The sequence below is a fragment of the Pseudomonas botevensis genome, from assembly GCF_019145475.1.
GTDB classification, from domain to species: Bacteria; Pseudomonadota; Gammaproteobacteria; order Pseudomonadales; family Pseudomonadaceae; genus Aquipseudomonas; species Aquipseudomonas botevensis.
Genome location: NZ_JAHTKI010000026.1, coordinates 50,837 through 74,153 on the forward strand (window position 1 = coordinate 50,837; position 23,317 = coordinate 74,153).

At 61.4% G+C, this 23,317-nt stretch carries 21 protein-coding genes; 7 read left to right on the forward strand and 14 right to left on the reverse strand.

What is annotated here, in order from left to right:
* Together copC and KVQ74_RS25315 are read right to left on the reverse strand one after the other, a co-directional pair.
* A complete protein-coding gene (gene copC / locus KVQ74_RS25310) occupies positions 1-363 on the reverse strand; it encodes a copper homeostasis periplasmic binding protein CopC (protein ID WP_217834094.1) in 363 nt (120 codons plus the stop codon).
* A 47-nt stretch (positions 364-410) separates the two neighbouring features.
* A complete protein-coding gene (locus tag KVQ74_RS25315) occupies positions 411-845 on the reverse strand; it encodes a GNAT family N-acetyltransferase (RefSeq protein WP_217834095.1) in 435 nt (144 codons plus the stop codon).
* A gap of 146 nt (positions 846-991) precedes the next feature.
* Between KVQ74_RS25315 and KVQ74_RS25320 the strand changes: the two genes are divergently transcribed.
* Positions 992-1,612, forward strand: a complete 621-nt coding sequence (locus KVQ74_RS25320; protein WP_038365564.1) for a TetR/AcrR family transcriptional regulator — start codon at positions 992-994, stop codon at positions 1,610-1,612.
* Positions 1,613-1,843: 231 nt separating this feature from the next.
* Here the strand turns inward: KVQ74_RS25320 and preA are convergent, their stop codons facing one another.
* The 3 genes from preA to hydA form a co-directional block, all read right to left on the reverse strand.
* Complete coding sequence (gene preA, locus KVQ74_RS25325) at positions 1,844-3,118, reverse strand: NAD-dependent dihydropyrimidine dehydrogenase subunit PreA (protein ID WP_217834096.1); 1,275 nt, start codon at positions 3,116-3,118, stop codon at positions 1,844-1,846.
* Positions 3,119-4,486, reverse strand: a complete 1,368-nt coding sequence (locus tag KVQ74_RS25330; RefSeq protein WP_217834097.1) for an NAD(P)-dependent oxidoreductase — start codon at positions 4,484-4,486, stop codon at positions 3,119-3,121.
* A gap of 157 nt (positions 4,487-4,643) precedes the next feature.
* The gene (gene hydA, locus KVQ74_RS25335; RefSeq protein ID WP_217834098.1) at positions 4,644-6,083 is read right to left on the reverse strand and encodes a dihydropyrimidinase; all 1,440 of its coding nucleotides are present in this window, start codon (positions 6,081-6,083) and stop codon (positions 4,644-4,646) included.
* A gap of 622 nt (positions 6,084-6,705) precedes the next feature.
* On the opposite strand from hydA, the gene KVQ74_RS25340 reads away from it, so the two are divergent.
* Together KVQ74_RS25340 and KVQ74_RS25345 are read left to right on the forward strand one after the other, a co-directional pair.
* Positions 6,706-8,190 carry an NCS1 family nucleobase:cation symporter-1 gene (locus tag KVQ74_RS25340; protein WP_217834099.1) on the forward strand — a complete coding sequence of 495 codons (1,485 nt, stop codon included), beginning with the start codon at positions 6,706-6,708 and terminating at the stop codon, positions 8,188-8,190.
* A gap of 67 nt (positions 8,191-8,257) precedes the next feature.
* On the forward strand, positions 8,258-9,541 hold the full coding sequence (locus tag KVQ74_RS25345; RefSeq protein WP_217834100.1) for a Zn-dependent hydrolase: 1,284 nt from the start codon (positions 8,258-8,260) through the stop codon (positions 9,539-9,541).
* A gap of 68 nt (positions 9,542-9,609) precedes the next feature.
* Here the strand turns inward: KVQ74_RS25345 and KVQ74_RS25350 are convergent, their stop codons facing one another.
* Positions 9,610-9,819 carry a hypothetical protein gene (locus tag KVQ74_RS25350; protein ID WP_217834101.1) on the reverse strand — a complete coding sequence of 70 codons (210 nt, stop codon included), beginning with the start codon at positions 9,817-9,819 and terminating at the stop codon, positions 9,610-9,612.
* 254 nt (positions 9,820-10,073) lie between these two features.
* Between KVQ74_RS25350 and KVQ74_RS25355 the strand changes: the two genes are divergently transcribed.
* The 3 genes from KVQ74_RS25355 (at position 10,074) to KVQ74_RS25365 (ending at position 13,632) form a co-directional block, all read left to right on the forward strand.
* Positions 10,074-11,567, forward strand: a complete 1,494-nt coding sequence (locus tag KVQ74_RS25355; protein ID WP_217834102.1) for a helix-turn-helix transcriptional regulator — start codon at positions 10,074-10,076, stop codon at positions 11,565-11,567.
* A gap of 194 nt (positions 11,568-11,761) precedes the next feature.
* On the forward strand, positions 11,762-12,022 hold the full coding sequence (locus KVQ74_RS25360; protein ID WP_217834136.1) for a DUF1652 domain-containing protein: 261 nt from the start codon (positions 11,762-11,764) through the stop codon (positions 12,020-12,022).
* A gap of 1,013 nt (positions 12,023-13,035) precedes the next feature.
* Complete coding sequence (locus KVQ74_RS25365; protein WP_318837876.1) at positions 13,036-13,632, forward strand: trimeric intracellular cation channel family protein; 597 nt, start codon at positions 13,036-13,038, stop codon at positions 13,630-13,632.
* A 42-nt stretch (positions 13,633-13,674) separates the two neighbouring features.
* Here the strand turns inward: KVQ74_RS25365 and KVQ74_RS25370 are convergent, their stop codons facing one another.
* Positions 13,675-14,442: an SDR family oxidoreductase gene (locus KVQ74_RS25370; RefSeq protein ID WP_217834104.1), complete on the reverse strand. Its 768-nt coding sequence runs from the start codon at positions 14,440-14,442 to the stop codon at positions 13,675-13,677.
* 38 nt (positions 14,443-14,480) lie between these two features.
* On the reverse strand, positions 14,481-15,548 hold the full coding sequence (locus KVQ74_RS25375) for a phosphotransferase family protein (RefSeq protein WP_217834105.1): 1,068 nt from the start codon (positions 15,546-15,548) through the stop codon (positions 14,481-14,483).
* Between the two features lie 190 nt (positions 15,549-15,738).
* On the opposite strand from KVQ74_RS25375, the gene KVQ74_RS25380 reads away from it, so the two are divergent.
* The gene (locus KVQ74_RS25380) at positions 15,739-16,134 is read left to right on the forward strand and encodes a DUF4280 domain-containing protein (RefSeq protein ID WP_217834106.1); all 396 of its coding nucleotides are present in this window, start codon (positions 15,739-15,741) and stop codon (positions 16,132-16,134) included.
* A gap of 218 nt (positions 16,135-16,352) precedes the next feature.
* Here KVQ74_RS25380 and KVQ74_RS25385 read toward each other — a convergent pair whose 3' ends face one another.
* The 6 genes from KVQ74_RS25385 to tssH all read right to left on the reverse strand — a co-directional run bounded on the left by KVQ74_RS25385 (position 16,353) and on the right by tssH (position 23,317).
* The gene (locus KVQ74_RS25385) at positions 16,353-16,895 is read right to left on the reverse strand and encodes a toxin-antitoxin system YwqK family antitoxin (protein ID WP_217834107.1); all 543 of its coding nucleotides are present in this window, start codon (positions 16,893-16,895) and stop codon (positions 16,353-16,355) included.
* A 12-nt stretch (positions 16,896-16,907) separates the two neighbouring features.
* The gene (tssI, locus tag KVQ74_RS25390) at positions 16,908-18,917 is read right to left on the reverse strand and encodes a type VI secretion system tip protein VgrG (protein WP_217834108.1); all 2,010 of its coding nucleotides are present in this window, start codon (positions 18,915-18,917) and stop codon (positions 16,908-16,910) included.
* 33 nt (positions 18,918-18,950) lie between these two features.
* On the reverse strand, positions 18,951-19,616 hold the full coding sequence (locus tag KVQ74_RS25395; RefSeq protein ID WP_217834109.1) for an endonuclease/exonuclease/phosphatase family protein: 666 nt from the start codon (positions 19,614-19,616) through the stop codon (positions 18,951-18,953).
* Positions 19,617-19,671: 55 nt separating this feature from the next.
* Positions 19,672-20,136, reverse strand: a complete 465-nt coding sequence (locus KVQ74_RS25400) for a putative adhesin (protein ID WP_217834110.1) — start codon at positions 20,134-20,136, stop codon at positions 19,672-19,674.
* 83 nt (positions 20,137-20,219) lie between these two features.
* Complete coding sequence (locus KVQ74_RS25405; RefSeq protein ID WP_217834111.1) at positions 20,220-20,708, reverse strand: hypothetical protein; 489 nt, start codon at positions 20,706-20,708, stop codon at positions 20,220-20,222.
* Between the two features lie 68 nt (positions 20,709-20,776).
* Positions 20,777-23,317: a type VI secretion system ATPase TssH gene (tssH, locus tag KVQ74_RS25410; RefSeq protein ID WP_217834112.1), complete on the reverse strand. Its 2,541-nt coding sequence runs from the start codon at positions 23,315-23,317 to the stop codon at positions 20,777-20,779.

Consider the following 23,317-nt stretch of genomic DNA (forward strand, 5'->3'; position numbering starts at 1 on the left):
TTACTGGCCGACCTTGAACTGATAGGCGCCTTCGCTCTTGTGCGTATCGACCGATACCGCGTGCCATTCGACTTTGTATTCGCCAGCGGTCAGTGGGGCTTCGGGGGTGACGATCAGGGTTTTCTTGTCGCCTTCGGTGGTCAGCGGTTTGACCGCTACCGGCGCGCCGTCATGGGTGATGACGACCTTGGTGAAAGCGGCTTCGACGCCTTCGGAAAACACCAGGCGCAGGTCTGCAGGTGCGGTGACGGTGCTGTCGGCGGCCGGGGTCTGGCTTTTCAGGTGGGCGTGGGCGAAGGCCTGGGAGGTGACGGCCAGTGAAGCCAGCAGGGCGCCAGCGGTGAGCAGTTTTTTCATCGACATGGACAGGTTCCTTTCAGTGAAGTCGCGGGCTGAGTATAGAGCGCGAATCAGGCGCCTTTCAGACGCATGTGAATGACCGGGAACGGCCGGCCTTCGCCGTCGAGTGCCGAGCGGCTGATGTCTTCGAAACCGTAGTGCAGGTAGAAACCGTGGGCCTGCGGGTTCTGCTCGTTCACGTCGACTTTCAGCCGTGGCCGGGCCACGTGATCGAGCAGTTGCCGGCCAATGCCCTGACCTCGGAAGGCCGGGTCGATGAACAGCATCTGCACGGTGTCCGCGTCGGTGGCGATGAAACCGGCCGGGGTCTGGTCCGGGTTTTCCCAGACCCAGACATCGAGCGAGGGCAGGTAGGCGTCGCGCACCATCGGAAACAACCGGGAGATATCGTCTTCCGGGAGAAAATCGTGGGTGGCGCGGACTGAACGCTCCCACAGCGCGGCGAGTTGCGGATCGTCAGCGGCGATGCGCTTGCGAATGCTCATGGTGGTATTCCTTCAGCGGTTGCAAGGAGAAGGGGGGCGATCCTAAACCAGAAAACAGCCGGGGTGTGTGAAGAATCGTTCTCGGCTGTCGCCCCCGTGCCTGAGCGGATGCTAGTCTTCAACAACGTTGTCGTCAGGGAGCCCTCATGGGCAATCACAAGATCGAGATCCGTCGCAGTAACGTCGAGAAAATCCTTCTGGCGGCGGAAAAGGTGTTCGCCGAAAAAGGCTTCGGCGGCACCGCGATGGCGGACATCGCCGCCGAAGTGCAACTGCCGCGCTCCAACCTGCATTACTACTTCAGTACCAAGAGCGAGCTGTACAGCGCGGTGCTGTTCGACCTGCTGGAAGTGTGGAAACAGGACGCGCTGTGCTTCGAGATGTTCGACGATCCGCGCGTGGTGCTCAGCAGTTATATCCGCGCCAAGATGAACCACTCGCGCAGCCGGCCGTATGGCTCGAAGGTCTGGGCCAATGAAATCATCCACGGCGCCCCGACCCTCGGTGAGGCGCTGGACGTCAGCCTGTACGACTGGGCGAAGATGAAAGAGGCGAAGATCCGTCAGTGGGTCGAGGACAAGCGCATCCTGCCGGTGGAACCGTCGAGCCTGCTGTACATGATCTGGGCGTCGACCCAGCACTACGCCGACTTCGATCATCAGGTGAATATTCTCAACGAGCATCAACCGCTGTCGGACATGCAGTTCGAGCGGGCGGTGCAGACGGTGACCAGTGTGATTTTGCGGGGGATCGGGCTGGAGCCTTGAGAGGCACAGACCCTCACCCCAGCTCTCTCCCGGAGGGAGAGGGGGCCGAGCGAGGTGACTTGCGAGCTACATCGACCTGAACCACCGCGTCGATTGTGAATTCACAGCGAAGCTTGATTCTGGATTCAACGCTGCACGTTCAGGTCGGCGGAGTCCTGAAGCATCCCCCAATCAGTTCCCTCTCCTTTTGGGAGAGGGCCAGGGTGAGGGGCTTGTGGATCTGCAGGCGATCTACAGAGCAATGTGATACGGATTCCTCGGATCATGATTCCAGTCCAGAAACGGCTTGCCCGTCTCCATCGGCACCATCTCGATACAGTCCTGCACCGGGCAGGTGATCTGGCACAGATTGCAGCCCACGCACTCATCATCGATCACTTCATATTTGTGCGTGCCATCGGCCTGCCGCTGGCTGCTGATCGCCTGGTGTGACGTGTCTTCACAGGCAATGTGACAACGCCCGCAGCCGATGCACGCCGCCTGATCGATCTTGGCGATCACCTGATAGTTGATGTCCAGGTACTTCCAGTCCGTGGTGTTGCCCACCGCGCGCCCGGAAAACTCGGCGAGGCTGGCGTAGCCCTGACTGTCCATCCATCGCGACAGACCATCCTTCATCTCCTCGACAATCCGGAAACCATGCAGCATCGCCGCCGTACACACCTGCACCGCGCCGCTGCCCAAGGCGATGAACTCCGCCGCATCGCGCCAACTGCCGATGCCGCCGATGCCGCAGATCGGCAGGCCCTGGGTCTGCGGGTCGCGGGCGATTTCAGCGACCATGTTCAGCGCAATCGGTTTGACCGCCGAGCCGCAGTAGCCGCCGTGGGTGCTTTTGCTGCCGACGGTGGGCAGGGCGACCATGTGTTCGAGGTCGACGCTGGTGATCGAGTTGATCGTATTGATCAGCGACACCGCATCGGCACCTCCTCGGTGTGCGGCGCGGGCGGCGACGCGGATGTCGGTGATGTTCGGCGTCAGCTTGACGATCACCGGCAGCGAGCAATAGGTCTTGCACCAGCGCGTGACCTGCTCGACGTACTCCGGCACCTGGCCCACCGCCGCACCCATGCCGCGCTCGGGCATGCCGTGGGGACAGCCGAAATTCAGCTCGATGCCGTCGGCGCCGGTGGCTTCCACCAGCGGCAGGATGTGTTTCCATGACTCTTCGACACACGGCACCATCAGCGACACGATCAATGCGCGATCCGGCCAGTCCTTCTTCACCTGGGTGATTTCCCGCAGGTTGATCTCCAGCGAGCGGTCGGTGATCAGCTCGATGTTGTTGATCCCCAACACCTCGCGGTTGGCGCCGTAATGCGCCGAGTAGCGCGACGACACGTTGACCGCCGCCGGGTCTTCACCCAGGGTTTTCCAGACCACGCCACCCCAACCGGCCTCGAAGGCGCGCACCACGTTGTAGGCCTTGTCGGTCGGTGGCGCGGAGGCCAGCCAGAACGGATTGGGGGCTTTGATACCGGCGAAGACAATCGAAAGATCGGCCATTTACGCAGCCTCCACGTTGAGCATCAGTTGAGCGTTGATGGCCTCGGCGGCCCGCTTGCCGTGTTGCACCGCCTGCACGGTCAGGTCCTGGTCGAGGCTGGTGCAGTCGCCGCCGGCATACACACCGGGAATGCTGGTGCGCAGGTTTTCATCCACCGCGATCCTTTCGCCCTGGCGCTTCAGCTCGCGGGCCATCGGGTCGGCGAGGGCGGTTGTGTCGAAGGCCTGGCCGATGGCCTTGAAGATCGCATCGGCCGCCAGCTCGAAGGTTTCACCGGTGGTTTGCAGCCGGCCTTCGACCAGATGGGTGCGGGCGAAGCGCATGCCGCGCACGTTGCCTTGGTCGTCGAGCAGCACTTCGTCCGGTTGCGCCCAGGTCAGCAACCGCACCTGATTGGCCTTGGCGATGTCCTGTTCGTGACCGGTGGCGCCCATGTCCTCCGAGCCCCGGCGATACACCAGATTGACGTCGCGGGCACCGAGGCGGGCCATTTGCACGGCCATGTCGATGGCGGTATTGCCGGCGCCGAGGACGATGCAGCGCTCGGCCAGCGGCAGTTGCGTCAGGTCATCGGCCTGGCGCAGTTCGCGGATGTAGTCGGTGGCGGCGAGCAAGCCCGGCGCGTCTTCGTGGGCCAGGCCCAGTTGTTTGCTGGCGTTGAGGCCGAGGCCGAGGAACACCGCGTCGAATTGCTGATGCAGTTCGCTGAGGGTCAGGTTGTCACCGAGCTTCTGGCCGTGGCGGATTTCGATGCCGCCGATTTGCAGGAGGAAATCCAGTTCCTTCTGCGCATAGTCGTCCACCAGTTTGTACTTGGCGATGCCGTACTCGTTCAGGCCGCCAGCCTTATCCCGGGCTTCGAAAATCACTACGTCATGGCCGTGCATGGCACTGCGGTGGGCGCAGGACAAACCGGCTGGCCCGGCGCCGACCACGGCGATGCGTTTACCGGTGGCGGCGGCGCGCTGGAACGGATGCTCGCTGAAGTGCGCGTTGTCCACGGCGTAGCGTTGCAGCAGGCCGATCAGCACCGGCGCGCATTCGTGGGCGTTGTTGCGCACGCAGGCCTGCTGGCAGAGGATTTCCGTCGGGCAGACTCGCGCGCAACTGCCGCCGAGGATGTTCGCCGAAAGGATTTTCTGCGCGGCACCGGGCACGTTGTCCTGATGGATATTGCGGATGAACGACGGGATATCGATCTCGCTCGGGCAGGCGTTCACGCACGGCGCGTCGTAGCAGTAGAGACAACGCGAGGCCTCCAGATGCGCCTTACGTGCGTTGAGTGGCGGCGCCAGATCGGTGAAATGGCCGGCGAGGGCGGCGGCACTTTCGTGCGGGTGCGGGAGATGGTTCAGGGTCTCGATCACGGTTTTATGCCTCACGGTTATTTGAGGTGCTGCCTCTGACGGGCAGTGATTTACAGGTTGTCCGGACGGGCGTCTTCGCGAGCAAGCGCGCTCCCACAGGCGCAATGCATTTCAAATGTGGGAGCACGCTTGCCCGCGAAGGCCGCAGGCCTCGAATTCAGCGTTTGACGGCAGTCGGGCGATGCAGCTCCGCCCGCTTGCTCAGCAAATCAAACACCGCCGGATACGCCGGTCGCTCGATGTAGCGCCCGGCCCCGCGCTCGGCGCGCAGGTCGCCATCGGCCCAGACCACCCGGCCCTGGCTGACGGTATGGCTCGGCACGCCGTGCACGGTCTTGCCTTCGAAGATGTTGAAGTCCACCTGCTGATGGTGGGTCTTGGCGGAAATGGTGCGCGTGCCTTGCGGGTCCCACAGCACCAGGTCGGCATCGGCGCCGACGCGGATGGCGCCCTTGCGCGGGTAGAGGTTGAAGATCTTGGCGGTGTTGGTGGAGGTGAGGGCGACGAAGTCCTGCATCGACAGCCGACCGCTGTTCACCCCTTCATCCCACAACACTGCCATGCGGTCTTCGATCCCGGCGGTGCCGTTGGGGATCTTGCTGAAATCATCACGGCCAGCGGCTTTCTGTTCGGCACAGAAACAGCAGTGGTCGGTGGCGGTAGTGTGCAGATTGCCGGCCTGCAACCCGTGCCACAACGCTTCCTGATGGCCGCGCGGACGGAACGGCGGGCTCATCACGTAACCGGCGGCGGTCTGCCAGTCCGGGTGACTGTAGACGCTGTCGTCGAGCAGCAGATGCCCGGCCAGCACCTCGCCGTAAACCGGCTGGCCCTTGCTACGGGCGTAGGTGATTTCGTCGAGAGCTTCCTTGGTCGAGACGTGTACCAGATACAACGGCGTACCGAGGGTTTCAGCGATACGAATGGCCCGGCTCGCGGCTTCACCTTCGACCTGCGAGGGCCGCGACAGCGGATGCGCTTCCGGCCCGGTGATGCCCTGGGCCATCAGCTTGCGTTGCAGGTGATAGACCAGTTCGCCGTTCTCCGCATGCACGGTCGGCACGGCGCCGAGCTCCAGGCAGCGTTCGAAGCTCGCCACCAGGGTGTCGTCGGCGGCCATGATCGCGTTCTTGTAGGCCATGAAATGCTTGAAGCTGTTGACCCCGTGATGGCTGACCAGCTCGGCCATTTCCTCGCGCACCTGCTCGCTCCACCAGGTGATTGCGACATGGAAGCCATAGTCCGACGCCGACTTCTCGGCCCAGCCCCGCCATTGGTGAAAGGCTTCGAGCAGCGATTGCTGCGGATTGGGAATCACGAAATCGATGATCGACGTGGTGCCACCGGCCAGGCCGGCGGCGGTGCCGCTGTAGAAGTCTTCGCTGGCGACGGTGCCCATGAACGGCAGTTGCATGTGGGTGTGCGGATCGATGCCGCCGGGCATCAGGTATTGGCCGCTGCCGTCGAGCACTTCAGCGCCGGCCGGAACATCCAGGTTTTCACCAATGGCTTTGATCACGCCGTCAGCGCAATAGACATCGGCGCGGTAACTTTCATCATGGGTAATAACGGTGGCGCCACGGATCAACAGAGACATTCCGAGTTCCTCGCAGGCATGACCGACTGGTGCCGGTTCTAGATGTTGTATTGATGCAGCGCTGATCGATGTATTCCTGTCAGCACTGTCAGGAATAAACGCTAGTCGCAGAATGATGATTGGGCAAGATTATTTTTTATAAGCTTATTCAATTATTAACTTATTGATAAATAACGATAAAAATCAAAAATCACCAAAATGGCGAGGCAGCTCACCATTTTGACGCACTTGACAGGATGGAAATATGGTCAAGATTTCCTATGTGAAATCAGCCGCTTGAACAGTGGCCGAAGGTTGATGTGTGACGATGAAAAAAGTGTGATGCACCAGTTTGAGTCCTGTCTGTTCGGACAACTTGCCGGCGTTTAGCCTGAGCGCCTGGAAAGTTGCCGGGGATTGAACGGGTAAATAATTAAAAACTGATAAACATCAGTTGCTTGAAATGCTTCAAAGGCATCGCCCAAGCCGCAAGCGGAGAACCCGGCACGTAAATTGATGCCGCCGCTGACACCTTGGCCGGTGCATGAAAGTTGTCAGTTCCTCCGGCCATCGTCCGGTTTCCACGCTCGTGTGGCAGCCGTCTGATGAGCAAAAAATAATCAGAAGAAACAGTGGAGCGGCCATGCAACAGAACAGATCGCAAGTGACCGAGCGCGACGGCTTGTTCGAGCTCGAAGCCGGCAGCGATGTCCTCGACAGTCCCCGATACAACCACGACATGGCACCGACCAAGGTGCGCGAACGAACCTGGAACAAATGGCACATCACCGCGCTGTGGGTCGGCATGTCGATCTGCGTGCCGACCTACACCCTTGGCGGGGTGCTCACCGCGTACTTCGGCCTGAGCGTCGGCGAGGCGCTGATGGCGATTCTGTTCGCCAACGTCATCGTCCTCATTCCCCTGACCCTCAACGCGTTTCCCGGCACCAAGTACGGCATTCCGTTTCCGGTGCTGCTGCGCTCGTCGTTCGGCATTCTCGGCTCCAACGTGCCGTGCCTGATCCGCGCGCTGGTGGCGTGCGGCTGGTTCGGTATCCAGACGATGTTCGGCGGCCTGGCGATTCACCTGTTTCTCGGCTCGGTGTTCGAGGGCTGGAAATCCCTCGGTGGCACGGGGGAGGTGATCGGCTTCATGATTTTCTGGGCGCTGAATCTGTGGGTGGTGATTCGTGGTGCCGAGTCGATCAAATGGCTGGAAACCCTGTCCGCACCGCTGCTGGTGGCGGTCGGCATCGGCCTGCTGGTGTGGGCCATGCCCAACGTGTCGATGAGCGAACTGCTGGCGATCCCGCCGAAACGGCCGGAGGGCGCCAGCGTGGTCAGTTACTTCGCCGCCGGGCTGACGGCGATGGTCGGCTTCTGGGCCACGCTGTCGCTGAACATTCCTGACTTCAGCCGCTACGCCCACAGCCAGAAGGATCAGATCCTCGGGCAGATTTTCGGTCTGCCACTGACCATGTTCCTGTTCGCCTCGCTGGGTGTGGTGATGACCGCCGCGTCGGTGAAACTGGTGGGCGTCAGCGTCTCCGATCCGGTGTCGCTGATCGGTCATATCCAGAGCCCGGTGTGGGTCGCGGTGGCGATGGCGCTGATTATCATCGCCACGCTGTCGACCAACACCGCCGCGAACATCGTGTCGCCGACCAACGACTTCCAGAACATCGCGCCGAAAGCCATCAACCGCACCAAGGCAGTGATCCTTACCGGGCTGGTCGGTCTGTTGCTGATGGGCCATGAGCTGCTGAAAAAACTCGGGCTGATCGTTTCCGATGTCAGTCTCGAAACCGTGTATTCGAACTGGCTGCTGGGTTACTCCAGCCTGCTCGGACCGATCGCCGGGATCATGGTGGTGGACTATTTCCTGATCAAGAAACAACAACTGGACCTGGCCGGGCTGTACCGCGATGACGTGTATCCGGCGTGGAACTGGGCCGGGTTCATCGCCTTCGGCGTGCCGGTGGTACTGACCCTGCTGTCGCTGGGCAGCGATGCGTTCAACTGGTTCTACAGCTACGGCTGGTTCACCGGTTCGGCGCTGGGCGGCCTGATTTATTACGGGTTGTGCGTGATGCGGGCGCAGCCTGATGCCGTGAAATCGGCGGTGTAGCGAGCGGCCCTTCGCGGGCTTACGGACACCGCAAAAACAGCCATAAGAAAAGCCAGAGGAGATCCCCATGAACGCAGCCGTAGACGTTCTGCAATCGACCCATCAGCACATCAACCGCGATCGCCTGTGGCAGTCGCTCATGGACCTGGCGCAACTCGGTGCCACGGTCAAGGGGGGCGTCTGTCGCCTGGCCCTGACCGACCTCGACCGCCAGGCCCGCGACCTGTTCGTGCAGTGGTGCAAGGACGCCGGTTGCAGCGTCACGGTCGATGAAGTCGGCAACATCTTCGCCCGCCGCCCCGGACGCAATCCGAACCTGCCGCCCGTGATGACCGGCAGCCACATCGACACCCAGCCCACCGGCGGCAAGTTCGACGGCTGCTTCGGCGTGCTGGCCGGGGTCGAAGTGCTGCGCACCCTCAATGACCTGGGCGTGGAAACCGAAGCACCGCTGGAAGTAGTGGTCTGGACCAACGAAGAAGGTTCGCGCTTCGCCCCGTGCATGATGGGCTCCGGGGTGTTCGCGGAAAAATTCACCCTTGAGGAAACCCTGGCCAAGGTCGATGCCGAAGGTGTCACCGTCGGCCAGGCGCTGAATGCCATTGGTTATGCCGGGACGCGCAAGGTCAGCGGGCACAAGGTCGGCGCCTATTTCGAGGCGCATATCGAGCAAGGGCCGATTCTTGAAGACCAGCAGAAAACCATTGGCGTCGTACTCGGCGCCCTCGGCCAGAAATGGTTCGACCTGAAATTGCGCGGCGTCGAAGCCCACGCCGGCCCGACGCCGATGCACCTGCGCAAGGACGCTCTGGTCGGCGCCTCGGTGATCGTCGGAGCAGTCAATCGCGCCGCCCTTGGTCATCAGCCGCACGCCTGCGGCACCGTCGGTTGTCTGCAAGCCTATCCCGGCTCGCGCAACGTCATCCCCGGCGAAGTGCGCATGACCCTCGACTTCCGTCACCTGGAACCGGCACGCCTGGACTCGATGATCGCCGAAGTGAAGCAGATCATCGAAACCACCTGCCAACAACATGGCCTGACCTACGAACTGACCCGGACCGCCGACTTCCCGCCGCTGTACTTCGAAAAGGGTTGTGTCGAAGCCGTGCGTGGTGCGGCCAAGGGCTTGGGTCTGTCGCACATGGACATCGTCAGCGGCGCCGGCCACGACGCGATCTTCCTTGCCGAACTCGGCCCGGCCGGAATGATCTTCGTGCCGTGCGAGGGCGGCATCAGCCACAATGAAATCGAAAACGCCGCACCCGATGACCTGGCGGCGGGGTGTGCGGTGTTGTTGCGGGCGATGCTGGCGGCTTCGGCGGCGGTGGCGGGTGACAAGGCTGCGGCTTGAGTAACAGGCAAGCTCCTGCAGGGATTTGTGTTCAACCTGCAGGGGCTCGTTGGCGCGGGCAATCGCTGTCAGCCTGGTCTGACGGTTTTATTCGTGCTCCCTTGGCGACGCTCACTGCCATTGGGATTACCGGTGTCCAGCAATCGTCTTTCGACCATTACAGTCTCCAGCGCCTGGCGTTCGTCCGCGCCCATCTGGTGTTCGCGTTTTTTCAGCTCAAGCAGAATCGGCGTCGACCAGGTGCGGTAGGTCTGCTCGATGGTGTGGCGGGATGTCATCAGTCTCTCCTTGATCAAGAGCCCGCTTGCGGGCAGGGGCTCAATCCGATGAGGTACTAACGTTAGTCGAGAACTGCGTGGGGCGCGAATGGCCGGATGATTCTGGTGAGGCGACTTTTCTGGCCATGACATTCGGCCGCCTTCGCGGGCAAGTCCACTCTCACCGGGGCAATCCATGGGTGTCCCTGATGTGATCGGCACGATCACAAACGCCTGCGGTCGTACTTTCACACGCGAGCATTTGTGGAGGGCCAATGAGCCAGGACGTTCTGACCACCGAAACCAATCGCCGCCAGTTGCAGCAGATCATTGCCGGTCTGTCGGACGGGGTGATTCTGCTGGAACTCGACCAGAGCATTCTCTGGGCCAACGAAGCGGCGCTGCGCATGCATGGCGTCAATCGCGTCGGAGATCTGGGCCGCAATGCCCGGGAGTATGCCGAGCGTTTTCATTTGCGCTATCGCAACAACCACCCGCTGACGCCGGAGCAGTACCCGATCAGTCGGGTGGCGGCGGGGGAGGCGTTCAGCGATGTGTTGGTGGAGGTGGCGCCACGGGATGACGAGCGCGCCTGGGTCCATAGCGTGCGCAGCATGGTGTTGACCGATCGTGACGGTGAGCCTGAGTCGCTGGTGCTGATCATGAGCGATGTCACCGACTGGGCAAATGCCGAGCAACGCTTCGAAAAAACCTTCAATGCCAACCCGGCACCGGCGGTGATCTGTCGCCTCAGCGATCTGCGCTACCTCAAGGTCAATTCGGGGTTCCTGGAGATGACCGGCTACAGCCGTGATCAGGTGATCGGTGCCTCGACCTATGAGCTGGATGTGCTGGAACAGGCCGAGCGGCGTGACCTCGCCATCGAGCGTTTGCGCAACGGCGCGACCATTCCGCAGATGCAGGCGCAACTGCGTTTGCCCGACGGCAGCAGCAAACAAGTGATCGTCGCCGGGCAAACCCTGCAACTGAACGATGAGGATTGCATGCTGTTTTCCTTTGTCGACATGGAGCTGCGGCACAAGGCCGAAATTGCTTTGCGCCAGAGTGAAGAACGCTTCGCCAAGGCCTTTCGTCTGACCCCGGTGCCGATCCTGGTGTGCAGCGCCGAAGAGCAGCGGATGATCGACGTCAACCAGGCGTTTCTCGACACCCTGGCCTATGCGGGTGAAGAGGTGATCGGCAAAACGGTCGACCAGCTCGAATTCATCGATGACCAGGGTGAGCGTACGCGCCTGCTGGCGGCACTGGAGAAAACCGGCCGGGTCGACCGCGTCGATGTGCGGGTGCGGCGCAAGGATGCCGGAGTGCTGGAGTGTGCGGTGTCGGCCGATACAGTGAGCATCGACGATGAGCTGTGCTACTTGCTGGTGCTGATGGACATCACCGAGCGCAAGCGGACCGAGCTGGAGCTGGTGGCGGCGATTGAAGAGGTGATGAAGGATGCGTCGTGGTTCAGTCGTACCTTGATCGAGAAACTGGCCAACGTGAAGAACGTCAACTCGCCGCAATTGCCCAGTGTTTCTTTCACCGACCTCACGGCGCGTGAGCGAGATGTGCTGGGGTTGATCTGCGAGGGACTGGCGGACAAGGAAATCGCCGCGCGGCTGAAGCTGGCGCCCAATACCGTGCGCAATCATGTGGCGACGGTGTATTCCAAGCTGGATGTGCACAGCCGCAGCGAGGCGATTGTCTGGGCGCGCGAGCGGGGGCTGTTTTCCAGCGAGCGGCGGCCCAAGGGCCAGCGCTAGGGTGCAAATGCACTAGGCGCCGGGGTGCAAATTCATGTGTTGGCACGCGGCTTCGGTTCTTAGGCTGATGGGGTGCCTCGGTGGTCTGCGGATTGCCGTGGCGTCCCCTGTGAATCAGCTAAAGGAACAGCCGTTATGTGTCAGTCCCTGTTTTTCTGTTCGGATTCGAGTCAGTGCCTGGCGAGGTTGCCGGGATGATTTATCTGGCGCAGTTGCGCGCGATGCTGGAGCGCAGTTTTTCGCCTCTGGCGTGTGAATGCTCGGTGGATGGGGATCATTCGTTGACGGTGAAGCTTTATCACCCGGCTTCGGGGCAGGTGGATCTGGTGGTGAGCGGGTTGAGTCTGGATGCCCTGCGGACGCCGGAGGCCATGGCGGGGTTGATTGACGAATTGCGCTATGAGTTGGGGAGTAACTCGTTGTCCGGGCCTTCGGGGGATCCTGATTTGGCTTGAACCTTTGACCTTGGCGGCCTCTGGGCCGACCAGGTTTTGGGGTGTTTTGGGTGAATATCCGTTGCTTCGGGGGTTGCTGCTGGCGGTTTCGCCCTTACGGCGACTCCCTTTGGCAAACGCCCCAAAGGAAGCAAAGGTCTGGGCCCCGGCGTGCGGCCCCTCGCTTAGGCTCGGTGTTCCTTCGTTACGGGATTCATCCGGGGGCATCGCCTACGGTTTGCTGCGCTGCACCTCCTCTCGATGTGTTTGGCTGCGCCAAACGGTCGCTGCGCTCCCACCCCCGGATAAATCCCTCCACTCAGCCTGCCGAAGGGGCCGGCACGGCAAGATCAAAAGCGGCAGGCGAGCTGACACTCGGCCTAATGGCGTCCGCGATCTGTTTTTGTTTTTGCTTTTCTGTGGGAGTGGGCTTGCCCGTGAAGGTGGCCTTCGGGCCGACCGGGTTTTGGTGGGGGTACATATTCTTTACTGCCGATGTGGTCAGTTCCCTCTCCCTCCGGGCGGTCCGACGTTTCGGGAGGGCTAGGGTGAGGGCTGCGTCCTCAAGGGTGTTCAAAAACATCTGTCCCCACGAAAACACCCCACAAATCCCGAATCAAAATCGACAGCCCAATCCATCCCCTGTGGCCATTTCACTGGCGCTCACAAGCACCTCGGCTATAAAGAATGAGTGGGTAGGTTTCCGTTGCCAGGCGCTTATATGCGCGGTGGCGGGAGTGTGTTGTCCATTTATCGCGGGTCAGCCTATGAAGAGTCTTGGGAAACGCGTGTGTTCGCCGTTGGCGTGGGTGTTGGGTTTTGCGCTGTTGGGGGGGTGTGCCAGTCCGCCGCCGCCCCCGCCCGTGACGCCGCCACCGCCGCCGGAACGTACTTGCCAGGTTCTGGAAAACACTGAGGTCGCAGGGGATGTGTATGCCGATGGGCAGGTGACTCGGCACATCACCACGACGCGCTGCGTTACGCAGTAGCGGGCGGCGTTTGCGTTGAGGAGTCGGGTCGAGCGGATTGTGTTGGTGGCCGATCTGGTCGGCACTGCCGTGTTTGCCGTCGAAGGGGCGATTGCGGCGATGCGCAGTCAGCTCGATCTGCTCGGGGTGATGGTGATTGCGTTCATCGTTGCCCTGGGCGGCGGGGTGACCCGGGATCTGTTGATCGGTGCGACGCCGCCCAATGCGGTGGCCGACTGGCGTTATCCGGCGCTGGCGTTTGCCATGGGCGGGCTGGCGTTTGTTTTTCACGAGCAGGTGTTGGCCTGGACCGGTTCGACCCTGATTGTGCTCGACGCGGCGGGGCTGGCGCTGTTTGCCGTGGCCGGGGCGCAGAAGGCGCTGAATTTCGGGATCTCGCCGTTTGTCGCGATGCTCATGGGGACTGTCACCGGGGTCGGTGGCGGGGTGCTGCGCGATATTGTGCTGGCGCGGGTGCCGGTGGTGTTGCAGGCGGATTTGTATGCCAGCTCGGCGTTTGTTGGCGCCGCGGTGTTGATCGTCGGGCGCAGGCTGGGTGTTCCGCCGGTGGCGGCGGCGTTGCTGGCGGGCGCGGCGTGTTTGTTGCTGAGGTTGTTGTCGGTGCATTTCGGCTGGCAGTTGCCGAAAGTGCTGGAGGCCTGAAAAAGGCAGCCCTTGGGCTGCCTTTTCTTTTGCGTCAGCGGATCAGGACAGGAAGCCACCGTCCACATTCAGCGAAACCCCGGTGGTGTAGCTCGACGCGTCGCTCGCCAGGTACAGCACCGCGCCGGCCATTTCGCTTGGATCGGCCACGCGCTTGAGCGGGATCTGCGTCAGCGCCTGCTTCAGAATCGCATCGTTCTTCACCAGCGCCGACGCGAACTTGGTGTCGGTCAGGCCTGGCAGCAAGGCGTTGCAGCGGATGCCGAACTGCGCGCATTCCTTGGCGAACACCTTGGTCATGTTGATCACCGCCGCCTTGGTCACCGAGTAGATGCCCTGGAAGACCCCTGGCGAGATGCCGTTGATCGACGCGACGTTGATGATGCTGCCGCCACCGTTTTCGCGCATCAGCTTGCCGGCTTCCACCGACATGAAGAAGTAGCCGCGAATGTTCACGTCGACGGTTTTCTGGAAGGCGCTGAGGTCGGTGTCCAGCACGTTGCAGAATTGCGGATTGGTCGCGGCGTTGTTGACCAGGATGTCCAGGCGCCCGAACTGTTCCTTGATCCCGGCGAACACCTGGCTGATCTGGTCCATTTCGCCGATGTGGCAGGCGATCGCAGTGGCTTTGCCGCCGGCGGCGATGATCGCGTCGGCCACGTGCTGGCAGCCTTCGAGTTTGCGGCTCGAGACGATCACGTGGGCGCCTTGCTGGGCCAGCAGTTTGGCGATGGCTTCGCCGATGCCGCGGCTGGCGCCGGAGACGAAAGCGATCTTGCCGTCGAGGTCGAACAACTGAGTCTTGGACATGGGATTCCCTTGTAGTAAGGCTTGTTATGGGGCCGCGATCAGAGGCTGGATTTGGCAATGACCTGCAGGCTCATCTGCTCCAGCAGTTTGTTCATGTGAATGAACTGCGCGAAGCGTTTGTCCTGGGTCTGGCCGTGGTAGAAGCGGTAGTAGATCTGCTGCACGATGCCGGCCAGGCGGAACAGGCCGTAGGTGTAGTAGAAGTCGAAATTGTCGATCTGGATGCCGGCGCGCTCGGCGTAGTAGTCGACGAACTCGCGGCGGGTCAGCATGCCCGGCGCGTGGCTCGGCTGGCGGCGCATCAGTTGCACCGGCGCCGGGTCGTCGGCCTGGATCCAGTAGGCGAGGGTGTTGCCCAGGTCCATCAGCGGATCGCCGAGGGTGGTCAGTTCCCAGTCGAGTACGCCGATGATCTGCATCGGGTTGTTCGGGTCGAGGATCACGTTGTCGAAGCGGTAGTCGTTGTGGACGATGCTCGACGTCGGGTGGTCGGCCGGCATCTTGTCGTTGAGCCAGGCTTTCACCGCTTCCCAATGCGGCGCGTCCGGCGTCAGGGCCTTTTCGTAGCGCTCGCTCCAGCCTTTGATCTGGCGGGCGACGTAGCCTTCCGGCTTGCCCAGGTCGCCCAGGCCACAGGCTTGGTAGTCGACGCGGTGCAGCTCGACGAATTTGTCGATGAAGCTTTTGCACACGGCTTCGGTCTTCGCCGCGTCCAGGCCCAGCTCCGCTGGCAGGTCCGAGCGCAGGATGATCCCGTTGACCCGTTCCATCACATAGAACTCGGCACCGATCACCGACTCGTCGGTGCAATGGGCGTAGGCTTTCGGGCAATACGGGAAGGCGTCGCGCAACTGATTGAGGATGCGGAATTCGCGGCCCATGTCGTGGGCGGACTTGGCTTTCTTGCCGAACGGCGGGCGGCGCAGGACGAATTCCTGTTCCGGGTATTCCAGAAGGTACGTCAGGTTGGAGGCGCCACCAGGGAACTGGCTGATCCGTGGGGTGCCGGTCAGGCCCGGAATGTGCGCCTTGAGATACGGATCGATCAGGCTGGCATCGAGTTCTTCGCCGGAGCGGATACGGGTGGACTGGTCAGTAAGCGCCATGCTTATCCCTTCTGCTTATTTTGGAGGCCAGACATCATTGGCTAATCTAATGGTGCGCTCGGGTCGTCACAAGCGCGGTTCGGTCTTATAGGTTAGCGTGTTGGACGATAATCACCTTTGGGAATGTGCGCAGCGGCCCGCAGGCGACTAAGGTTTAGCACGAATGCCTTGTTCAGAAAGGAGCTTTGAAATGGGCTGCCCGCAAGTCTGTGCCAGCGCCACCCTGCAATGCAGTTTCGGCGCCGCGCCGGCGGTGCTCAACGTGTTGCCGGTCAACCGCACGCTGACCGGCGGAATGCCGGCGGCGAACATCATGGATCATATTCCGCTGGCCAACGTCACCACATTCGGCATGTGCATGAGCATGGCCAATCCGATGGTCGCCGCTGCCACCGCCGCCGCGCTTGGCGTGCTGACGCCGATGCCGTGCATTCCTGCGACCGCCACGCCATGGATCCCCGGCGGTGCGCCGACCCTGCTGCTGGGCGGAATGCCGGCGATCGATGCCAACAGCACGTTGATGTGCAACTGGGCGGGGGTGATCAAGATTGTGATGCCGGGGCAGATGCAGATGTTGATTCCCTGAGATTTTGCGTTTATTCGAATACCGCCGCCCCTCACCTCAGCCCTGTCCCGGAGGGAGAGGGCGCCGACCGAGGTGTCTTTCGTTGTACATCGATCTGAGTAACCGAGTCGATTATGGATTCACAGCAAGTCTTCCATGTCGGCGTAACTCGCCAATATCCCCCAATCAGTTCCCTCTCCCTCTGGGAGAGGGCTAGGGTGAGGGGCTCTTCTGGGTTTTCAGGCCTGCTGCGGATCCGCCCACTGCCGATACCACCAGCGCACCCGCGAAATCGGCTTGCCATCCGCGCCCAGTGGTCGCCCATCCTCGGCAAACCCTTGCTCCGGCTCCAGCAATTGCCCGTTCACATAGCGCGCTTCCAGCGCCGGCTTGCCGTTGGGATGAAAGCGCTGATAGCGCCCCTCACGCACGCCGTCGCGGTAGAACTCGGCTTCCGCCAGTTGCCCGTCGGGGAAGTAGTTGAACGCCTCGCCATGCAGCAGCCCGCGTCGATACGTCGCCTTACGCTGTAAAAATCCCTCCGGCGCGTAGAAACTGGCGACACCTTGCAGCTTGTCACGCACGAACGGCATCTGCGCCGACACCTTGCCGTTGGGGTGATAGAGCAGGGACGAGCCCTGCAATTCTCCCTGGCTGTAATTCAGGTCCGCCTGCTGGCGACCGTCATCCTTGATGTTCAACGGACCGTCGAGTTGCCCGTCCTGCAGACGACCCTTGAGGTGTTTGTCATCCTGCTGCAGATCCAGCGGTGTGATCGCCATGGCTTCTCCTTGTCAGTTGACCTGTACCAGACCGCCCTTGATGGTCAGCATGCCGCCGCCGTCCACGGTCTGCGAGGCGGCGCCCTTGTTGGTCAGGCTGATGCCGGCGTCGTTGGTCAGCGTCGTCCCGGCCTTGTTGTCCAGCGAGGTGCCGGCCTGGTTGGTCATGGCGGTGCCGGCCTTCTGGGTGATCGAGGTGCTGGCCGAGGTCGCCAGGTCGGCGCCGCTCTTGATCGTGAAACTGCCGCCGCTTTGCAGCGTCAACGTGCCGCTGACCTTGATCGTCAGGTTGCCGTCCACCGTCAGGTTGTAGTCGCCGGTGACTTTGTCGGTGTAGTTGCCGCCGGTGCTGTGGGTCTGGTCGGCGCCCACCTTCACCGTGCGGCTGTCCTTCACGTCGAGTGAGTCGCTGCCGGTCTGGATGGTCACGCTGCGTTTGCCTTTCTCCAGCGTGACGGTTTCGTCGCCGTCCTTCACCGTGCGGGTGCGGGCGTTCTGCACGGTGAGGGTTTCGTCGTGGCCGACGGTGGCGGTGGTGTCGTTGAGCACGTTGATCTTCAAGTCCTTCTGCGCTTGCAGGAACACCTCTTCGGCGTCTTTCTTGTCCTCGAAACGCAGTTCGTTGAAACCGCCGCCGCCCTTGGACGACTGGGTCTTGATTCCCGACTGGGTCTGGTTCGCGGGCAGGGCGTAGGGCAGGGCGTTGTCGCCGTTGTACACGCAACCGGTCACCAGTGGCCGATCCGGATCGCCATCGATGAAGGTGACGATGACTTCCTGGCCGATGCGCGGCACGAACTGCATGCCGAAACCCTTGCCGCTCCACGGCAATACCACGCGCACCCAGCAGGAACTGGCTTCATCGTTGTTGCCGTCGCGATCCCAGGGGAATTGCAACTTGATCCGGCCATACTCGTCGGTCCAGATTTCCTCGCCGGACTTGCCCACCACGATCGCCGTTTGCGGGGGCATGCGCGGTTTCGGCGTGAGCCGTTGTGGGCGAAACGGTGTGGCTTTGGGAATCGCCTCGAAGCGGTTGCGATAGTCGTCGTGGCTGACGTCATGGGTTACCCGCGTCACCACCCAATCGATGTTCAGGCTCGCATCGTCGTGACCATCGAGGGTGAACCAGTGGCCTGGCACCAGCCAGCGGCAATCGCTTTCACCGACGAAACGTTTCTCTTCGCTGCGCAAACCGTCGACCCGCTGCTTGGTTAACGCATCGCCCCGCGCCTTGGCGTTGTAGCCGCCCGGATGCTCATAGATCGAACGCGGCCCGGCCACCGCCTCGGCTTGATCGTAGAGCGAAGTGGTGGGCGTGGTGAATTCGTAATCCGTCGCGCGATATACCCCGGCTACCGCCTGCAAACACACCTGGCCTGAGCGAATGCCGTGTAACTCACGCTCGCCGAGTTCCTGGCCCAGGTACTTGACCTTCGGCCCGTTGGGGATCTGCACGAAGGCGTCATTGCTGTCTCCCAGCACCAGCGTATGGACGCCGTCGGCATGGGTGAAAAACCAGAAAATGCCTTCCTCCTCCAGCAGTCGCGAGACGAAAGCGAAATCGGTTTCGCCGTACTGCACGCAATATTCACGCGGGGTGTAGCTGCCACTCAGCGACAGTTTGAAATCGGTGAAACCGTGGGCCTTGAAGATCGTGGTGACGATGTCCGATGTGGCAAGGTTCTGGAACACCCGGTTATTGCTGGCCAGGGTCAGCCACCAGAGCCACGGCCTTAATACCAGCTGATAGCGCTCGGCGGTGGCATCGGCGGGGAGCTGGCGGATTTCAGCAACCAAGGCGTCGAACGGGCGCAGTTGGGCGTCGTTGTGCAGGGTGGTGGTGACGTGGGTGGCGATGGCGCTGGTCAGCGTCAGGGACGCACCGTCGTTGATGCCGGTGAAGATTTGCGAACCCAGCGCGTTCAGGGCTTCCTCACCGGACAGCGATTCAGGGAAAAGTGCCGACAGCGATGAGGCGGTGAGGGAGAGGCTGGTGGTGCTGTCGGTGGAGCGGGGCATCGAACGTCCTCAATGGCGGCGCGAAACCGGATTTCAGCCGGTGACGTCGAAAAGAATCGGGCGGTGATCCGGGCCGGACATGTCGAAAATGTGTCCCAGTCCGGTGATGTCGACGACTTTGACGCTGACGTCGGCGGACGCCAGAACCCAGTCCAGGATCCCGCCCTTGCTCTGGGTCTGCTGGCCGCCCCAGCAGTCATAAGCGAGTCCCGCGGTATCAAGTAGTCCGACGTTCTGATAGTCCAGATTCAGGTCCCCCGTCGCGACCCAGCGGCCACCCAGCGCGGTGCAGGACCTGAGTTGGCTTCTGGTGAGTCCGGTCTGTCCGGATTTGAAATGGGCGAGGAAAACGTAGCCGGTATAACCTTTCACGGCATTGGCCTCGACGGCGATCAGGTCCCTGTTCAAACCGAACAGACTGCCTTGGCTGCACACTTGCAGGGCTTCAAAACTCTTGACCATCACGATGTAGGCGTTTGAGTAACCGCCATCGAACGCATGCACGGTGTAGTGTTTGTAGATGGCCGCCAGGTTGAGTCGGTAGTTGTCGACCTGGGCCGAATGGATTTCGCACAGGAAAACGATGTCCGCGTCCCATGCATCGGTGCAGCAGTTGTGGATGAAGAATTCGACCTGGGTCTGCTTGTCGAGGGTCGAGGACTTGCCGTTTTTCTCGACGTTGAAACTTCCGATTCTCATAAGTCGACCACTGCGCTTGTGTTAGATCCGAATACCGAATGTTTTTCCGATACTTCTACATGAACTGCATGCCGCGACATCCCAGCCAGATGATGTATTTATCCGGAAAGCGCTGAATAATATTTTTCAGCGTAACGCCACGGTCATCCTCTGTGGATGTAAGGATGGGAATGGCGTTCCCGTGAAGGGAGGCGTAATCGAATGCCGCTCGAACACCGCCGAGATGCTCCGGGGCTGGAAATAAACGCAGGTTCTGTACAGATTGAAATTGTTTGACGATGGTATCTGGCCGATCGAGTTCGCTGGCGTCCCAGATCATGGCTTTGGCTTTCGCAGCGTTCATCAATTCACCGGCATCGTTATAAAAACCCACCTGAGAGCCTTTGGGCAGGGAGTAGAAGCCGTCCTGTGGGTTCCAGGCTGAATGTCCGAAGACAAACATCATCGCACCTGACGACCAATCAGTCTTCGGCGAGCTCAGCCAAAGACGTTTTCCGTTTTGATAAGGGATACCGAGCATGGCTGCATGTCTCCTTGACGTTGTTCATGAAAGATTGCTGTTCAGAATGAGGACCGAGACAACAAATCTGTTCCCTTTTCGGCTCAGTCAGTGACTGAAGGCTTGATGACGTATGAAAAGTCCGCTGAACATATTTTTTCGAGTGCGGTGAAGATTTCAGGACCGTGCCGACTACCGCAGACCACGTACACCAATGTCTTCGCATCGTTCGCAAAGGCATCTTCAATCATCGCTGCCATGCGCTCACTTCGCTTGAGGGGCGTTGCTTCAAGGTCGATTTTCTCTTTCTTGATGTCGACGCTCGCGCTGGTTCCGGCTTCGTACCGGTCATCCAGCAGGCGTTCGAAGATGACGCGAGTTGCGCTGTCTCTGAGCAAGGGAGGGGTCGCGACAAGCGAAGTATTGATGGCGATATCAACGTCATTGGTGTGGCTTTCGCCCAGGAAAATAACAGTGCGGGTTCTGAAGTGTTTTTCGATCTTCAGAATCTGCCCCCTGATGTAAGTCAGCGCTTTGTCTTTCTTTGATTTGACGTTCGCTAGGTTGAGATCCGTTTTGTGTCCACTTGGCATCACATCATCCTTTTATGGGCGTCACGTTTTTCAGAGGCCTGATCGCTCTACCGTGGGTGTTGAAGTGATTACTCCAACACCCACTCCGCCAACTTCCCCGTCACCTGCGTCATCAACACATTCTCGACATCCCGCGCACCTGCCGCGCTGCACTTGGCGAGGACTGCCTTGACGATCCCGGCATCGAATTCGAACTGCTTGCCGGTCGCAGCCTTGTAGCGTCCGCGCAGTTTTTCCAGCTTTGCCAGCACAATCCCTTCCAGCGTCGCCTCGTCCAGCGGCCGATAGGCAACTACCGTCATGCGTGCCAGAAACGCCGGGCGGAAGGCTTGCAGCAGGACTTTGTGCAGGGCTTCGTTGAACGCTTCGGAACCGATTTGCGCCACCGGCGTGTCGAGCAGCAATTCGGCGCCGACGTTGCTGGTGGCGAGCATCACGGTGTTCTTGAAGTCGACCACCAGCCCGGTGCCGTCCTCCATCAGGCCCTTGTCGAAGACGTTGTAGAACGCTTCGAGCACATCCGGGTGGGCCTTCTCGATTTCGTCCAGCAGCACCACCGAATACGGTTTGCGCCGCACCGCTTCGGTGAGTACGCCGCCGCTGCCATAACCGACGTAACCCGGCGGGGCGCCCTTGAGCTGGCTGACGGTGTGCGCTTCCTGATATTCAGAGAGATTGATGCTGATCAGGTTGCGCTCGCCGCCGTACAAGGCGTCGGCCAGCGCATAGGCAGTTTCGGTTTTGCCGACGCCGGTGGGGCCGACCAACAGGAACACGCCCACCGGTTTTTGCGGATCGGTCAGCCCGGCGCGGTAGGCCTGCAAGCGCTGGGCGATGGTGTTGAGTGCGGTGCTCTGGCCCATCACCCGCTGGCCCATGCGCTGGCCGAGGGTGCGGACGGCGTGGGCTTCGTCGGCGAGCATTTTGCCGACCGGGATACCGGTCCAGCCGGCGATCACGGCGGCGACGGTTTTGCTGTCGACCTGCTCGGGCACCAGCGGGTCGTCCTGGCGGATGGCGTCGAGTCCGGCTTCGAGGCGCAGCAGTTCGGCGGCCAGGTGATCGATGCGGCTGTCGGTGGCTTCATCGGGTTTGTCGCTGTCGGCGCGTTCGCTCAGGGCCAGGAGTTCGCGGCGGGTGTCGAGCAGTTCGCGCACGGCGACCCGTTCTTCGCCCCAGCGGGTTTCCAGTTCGCGGATTGCCTGGACGTTGCCGGTGGATTCGCCTTCGAGCAGGGTGATGCGCTCACGGTGGTCCAGTCCCGTGGCCTGCTCGCGGCGCAGGCGTTCGACTTCTTCCTTGAGGCTTTGCTGGCGGTGACGCAGGCTCTCCAGCGGCGGCGGCACGTCATGCTGACCGAGGGCAACGCGGGCGCAGGCGGTGTCGAGAACGCTGATGGCTTTGTCCGGCAACTGGCGGCCGGAGATGTAGCGGTGCGAGAGTTTCACCGCTTCGTGAATCGCCGCATCGAGCACCTGCACGCCGTGGTGTTGTTCGAGTTTGGCGGCGACGCCCCGGAGCATTTCCACGGCGGTGATTTCGTCCGGCTCCTCCACTTGCACCAGTTGAAAACGGCGGGCGAGGGCAGGGTCTTTTTCGAAGTATTTTTTGTACTCCATCCAGGTGGTGGCGGCGAGGGTGCGCAATTCGCCCCTGGCCAACGCCGGTTTGAGCAGGTTGGCCGCATCGCTGCCGCCCTCGGCACCGCCCGCGCCGATCAGGGTGTGAGCCTCATCGATGAACAGGATGATCGGCTTGTCGGCGCTGCGCACCGCGTCGATCACGCCTTTGAGCCGTTGTTCGAACTCACCCTTGACCCCGGCCCCGGCCTGCAACAGGCCGAGGTCGAGCACTCGCAGGCTGACTTCCTGCAACGACGGCGGCACGTCCCCGGCGGCGATGCGCAGGGCCAGGCCTTCGACCACGGCGGTTTTGCCGACACCGGGCGCGCCCACCAGAATCGGGTTGTTCTGCCGACGCCGCAGGAGGATGTCGATGCACTGACGGATCTCGCCGTCGCGTCCGACGATTGGATCGATGCGACCGGCGTGGGCGTCGGCGGTCAGGTCCTGGGTGTATTGATCCAGCACTGAATCCTGCCGGGGCGCGGGGTTTGCCACTGACGTCGAGCGCGCGCCGACATGTTCGCGGGAGTTTTCCGTCCATTCCAGCAGATTGGCGCGCAGGGCTTCCTTGGGAATTCGCAACAATGAAGAGGCGCTGTTGAGCAGCAGGCTGCGGCGTTCGTCGCGGTCGATCAACGCCAGCAGCAACAGCCCCGAACGGATGCTGTCGATGCCCAGCACGCTGGCCTGCACCACCGCATCTTCCAGCAGACCGAGGGTGTGCGAGGACAGCGCCGGGGTGCGGGTGCTGCCGGATTTGAACAGCTCCAGGGCCTTGTTGATTTCCGCTGTCAGCGCATCCCGTTCCAGGCCGAAGCGCGGCAGCAGAAACGCCAGATCGCCGCCCTCGATGTCGAGCAGCTCAAGCAAAAGGTGCTCGATCTCGACGAAATGATGCCCGCGCTGCAAACAACGTTGCGCGGCGCGTTCGAGGGCGCGGCGGTTGTCCGGGTTGAGGCGTCCGATCAGGCTGGCCAGTTCCAT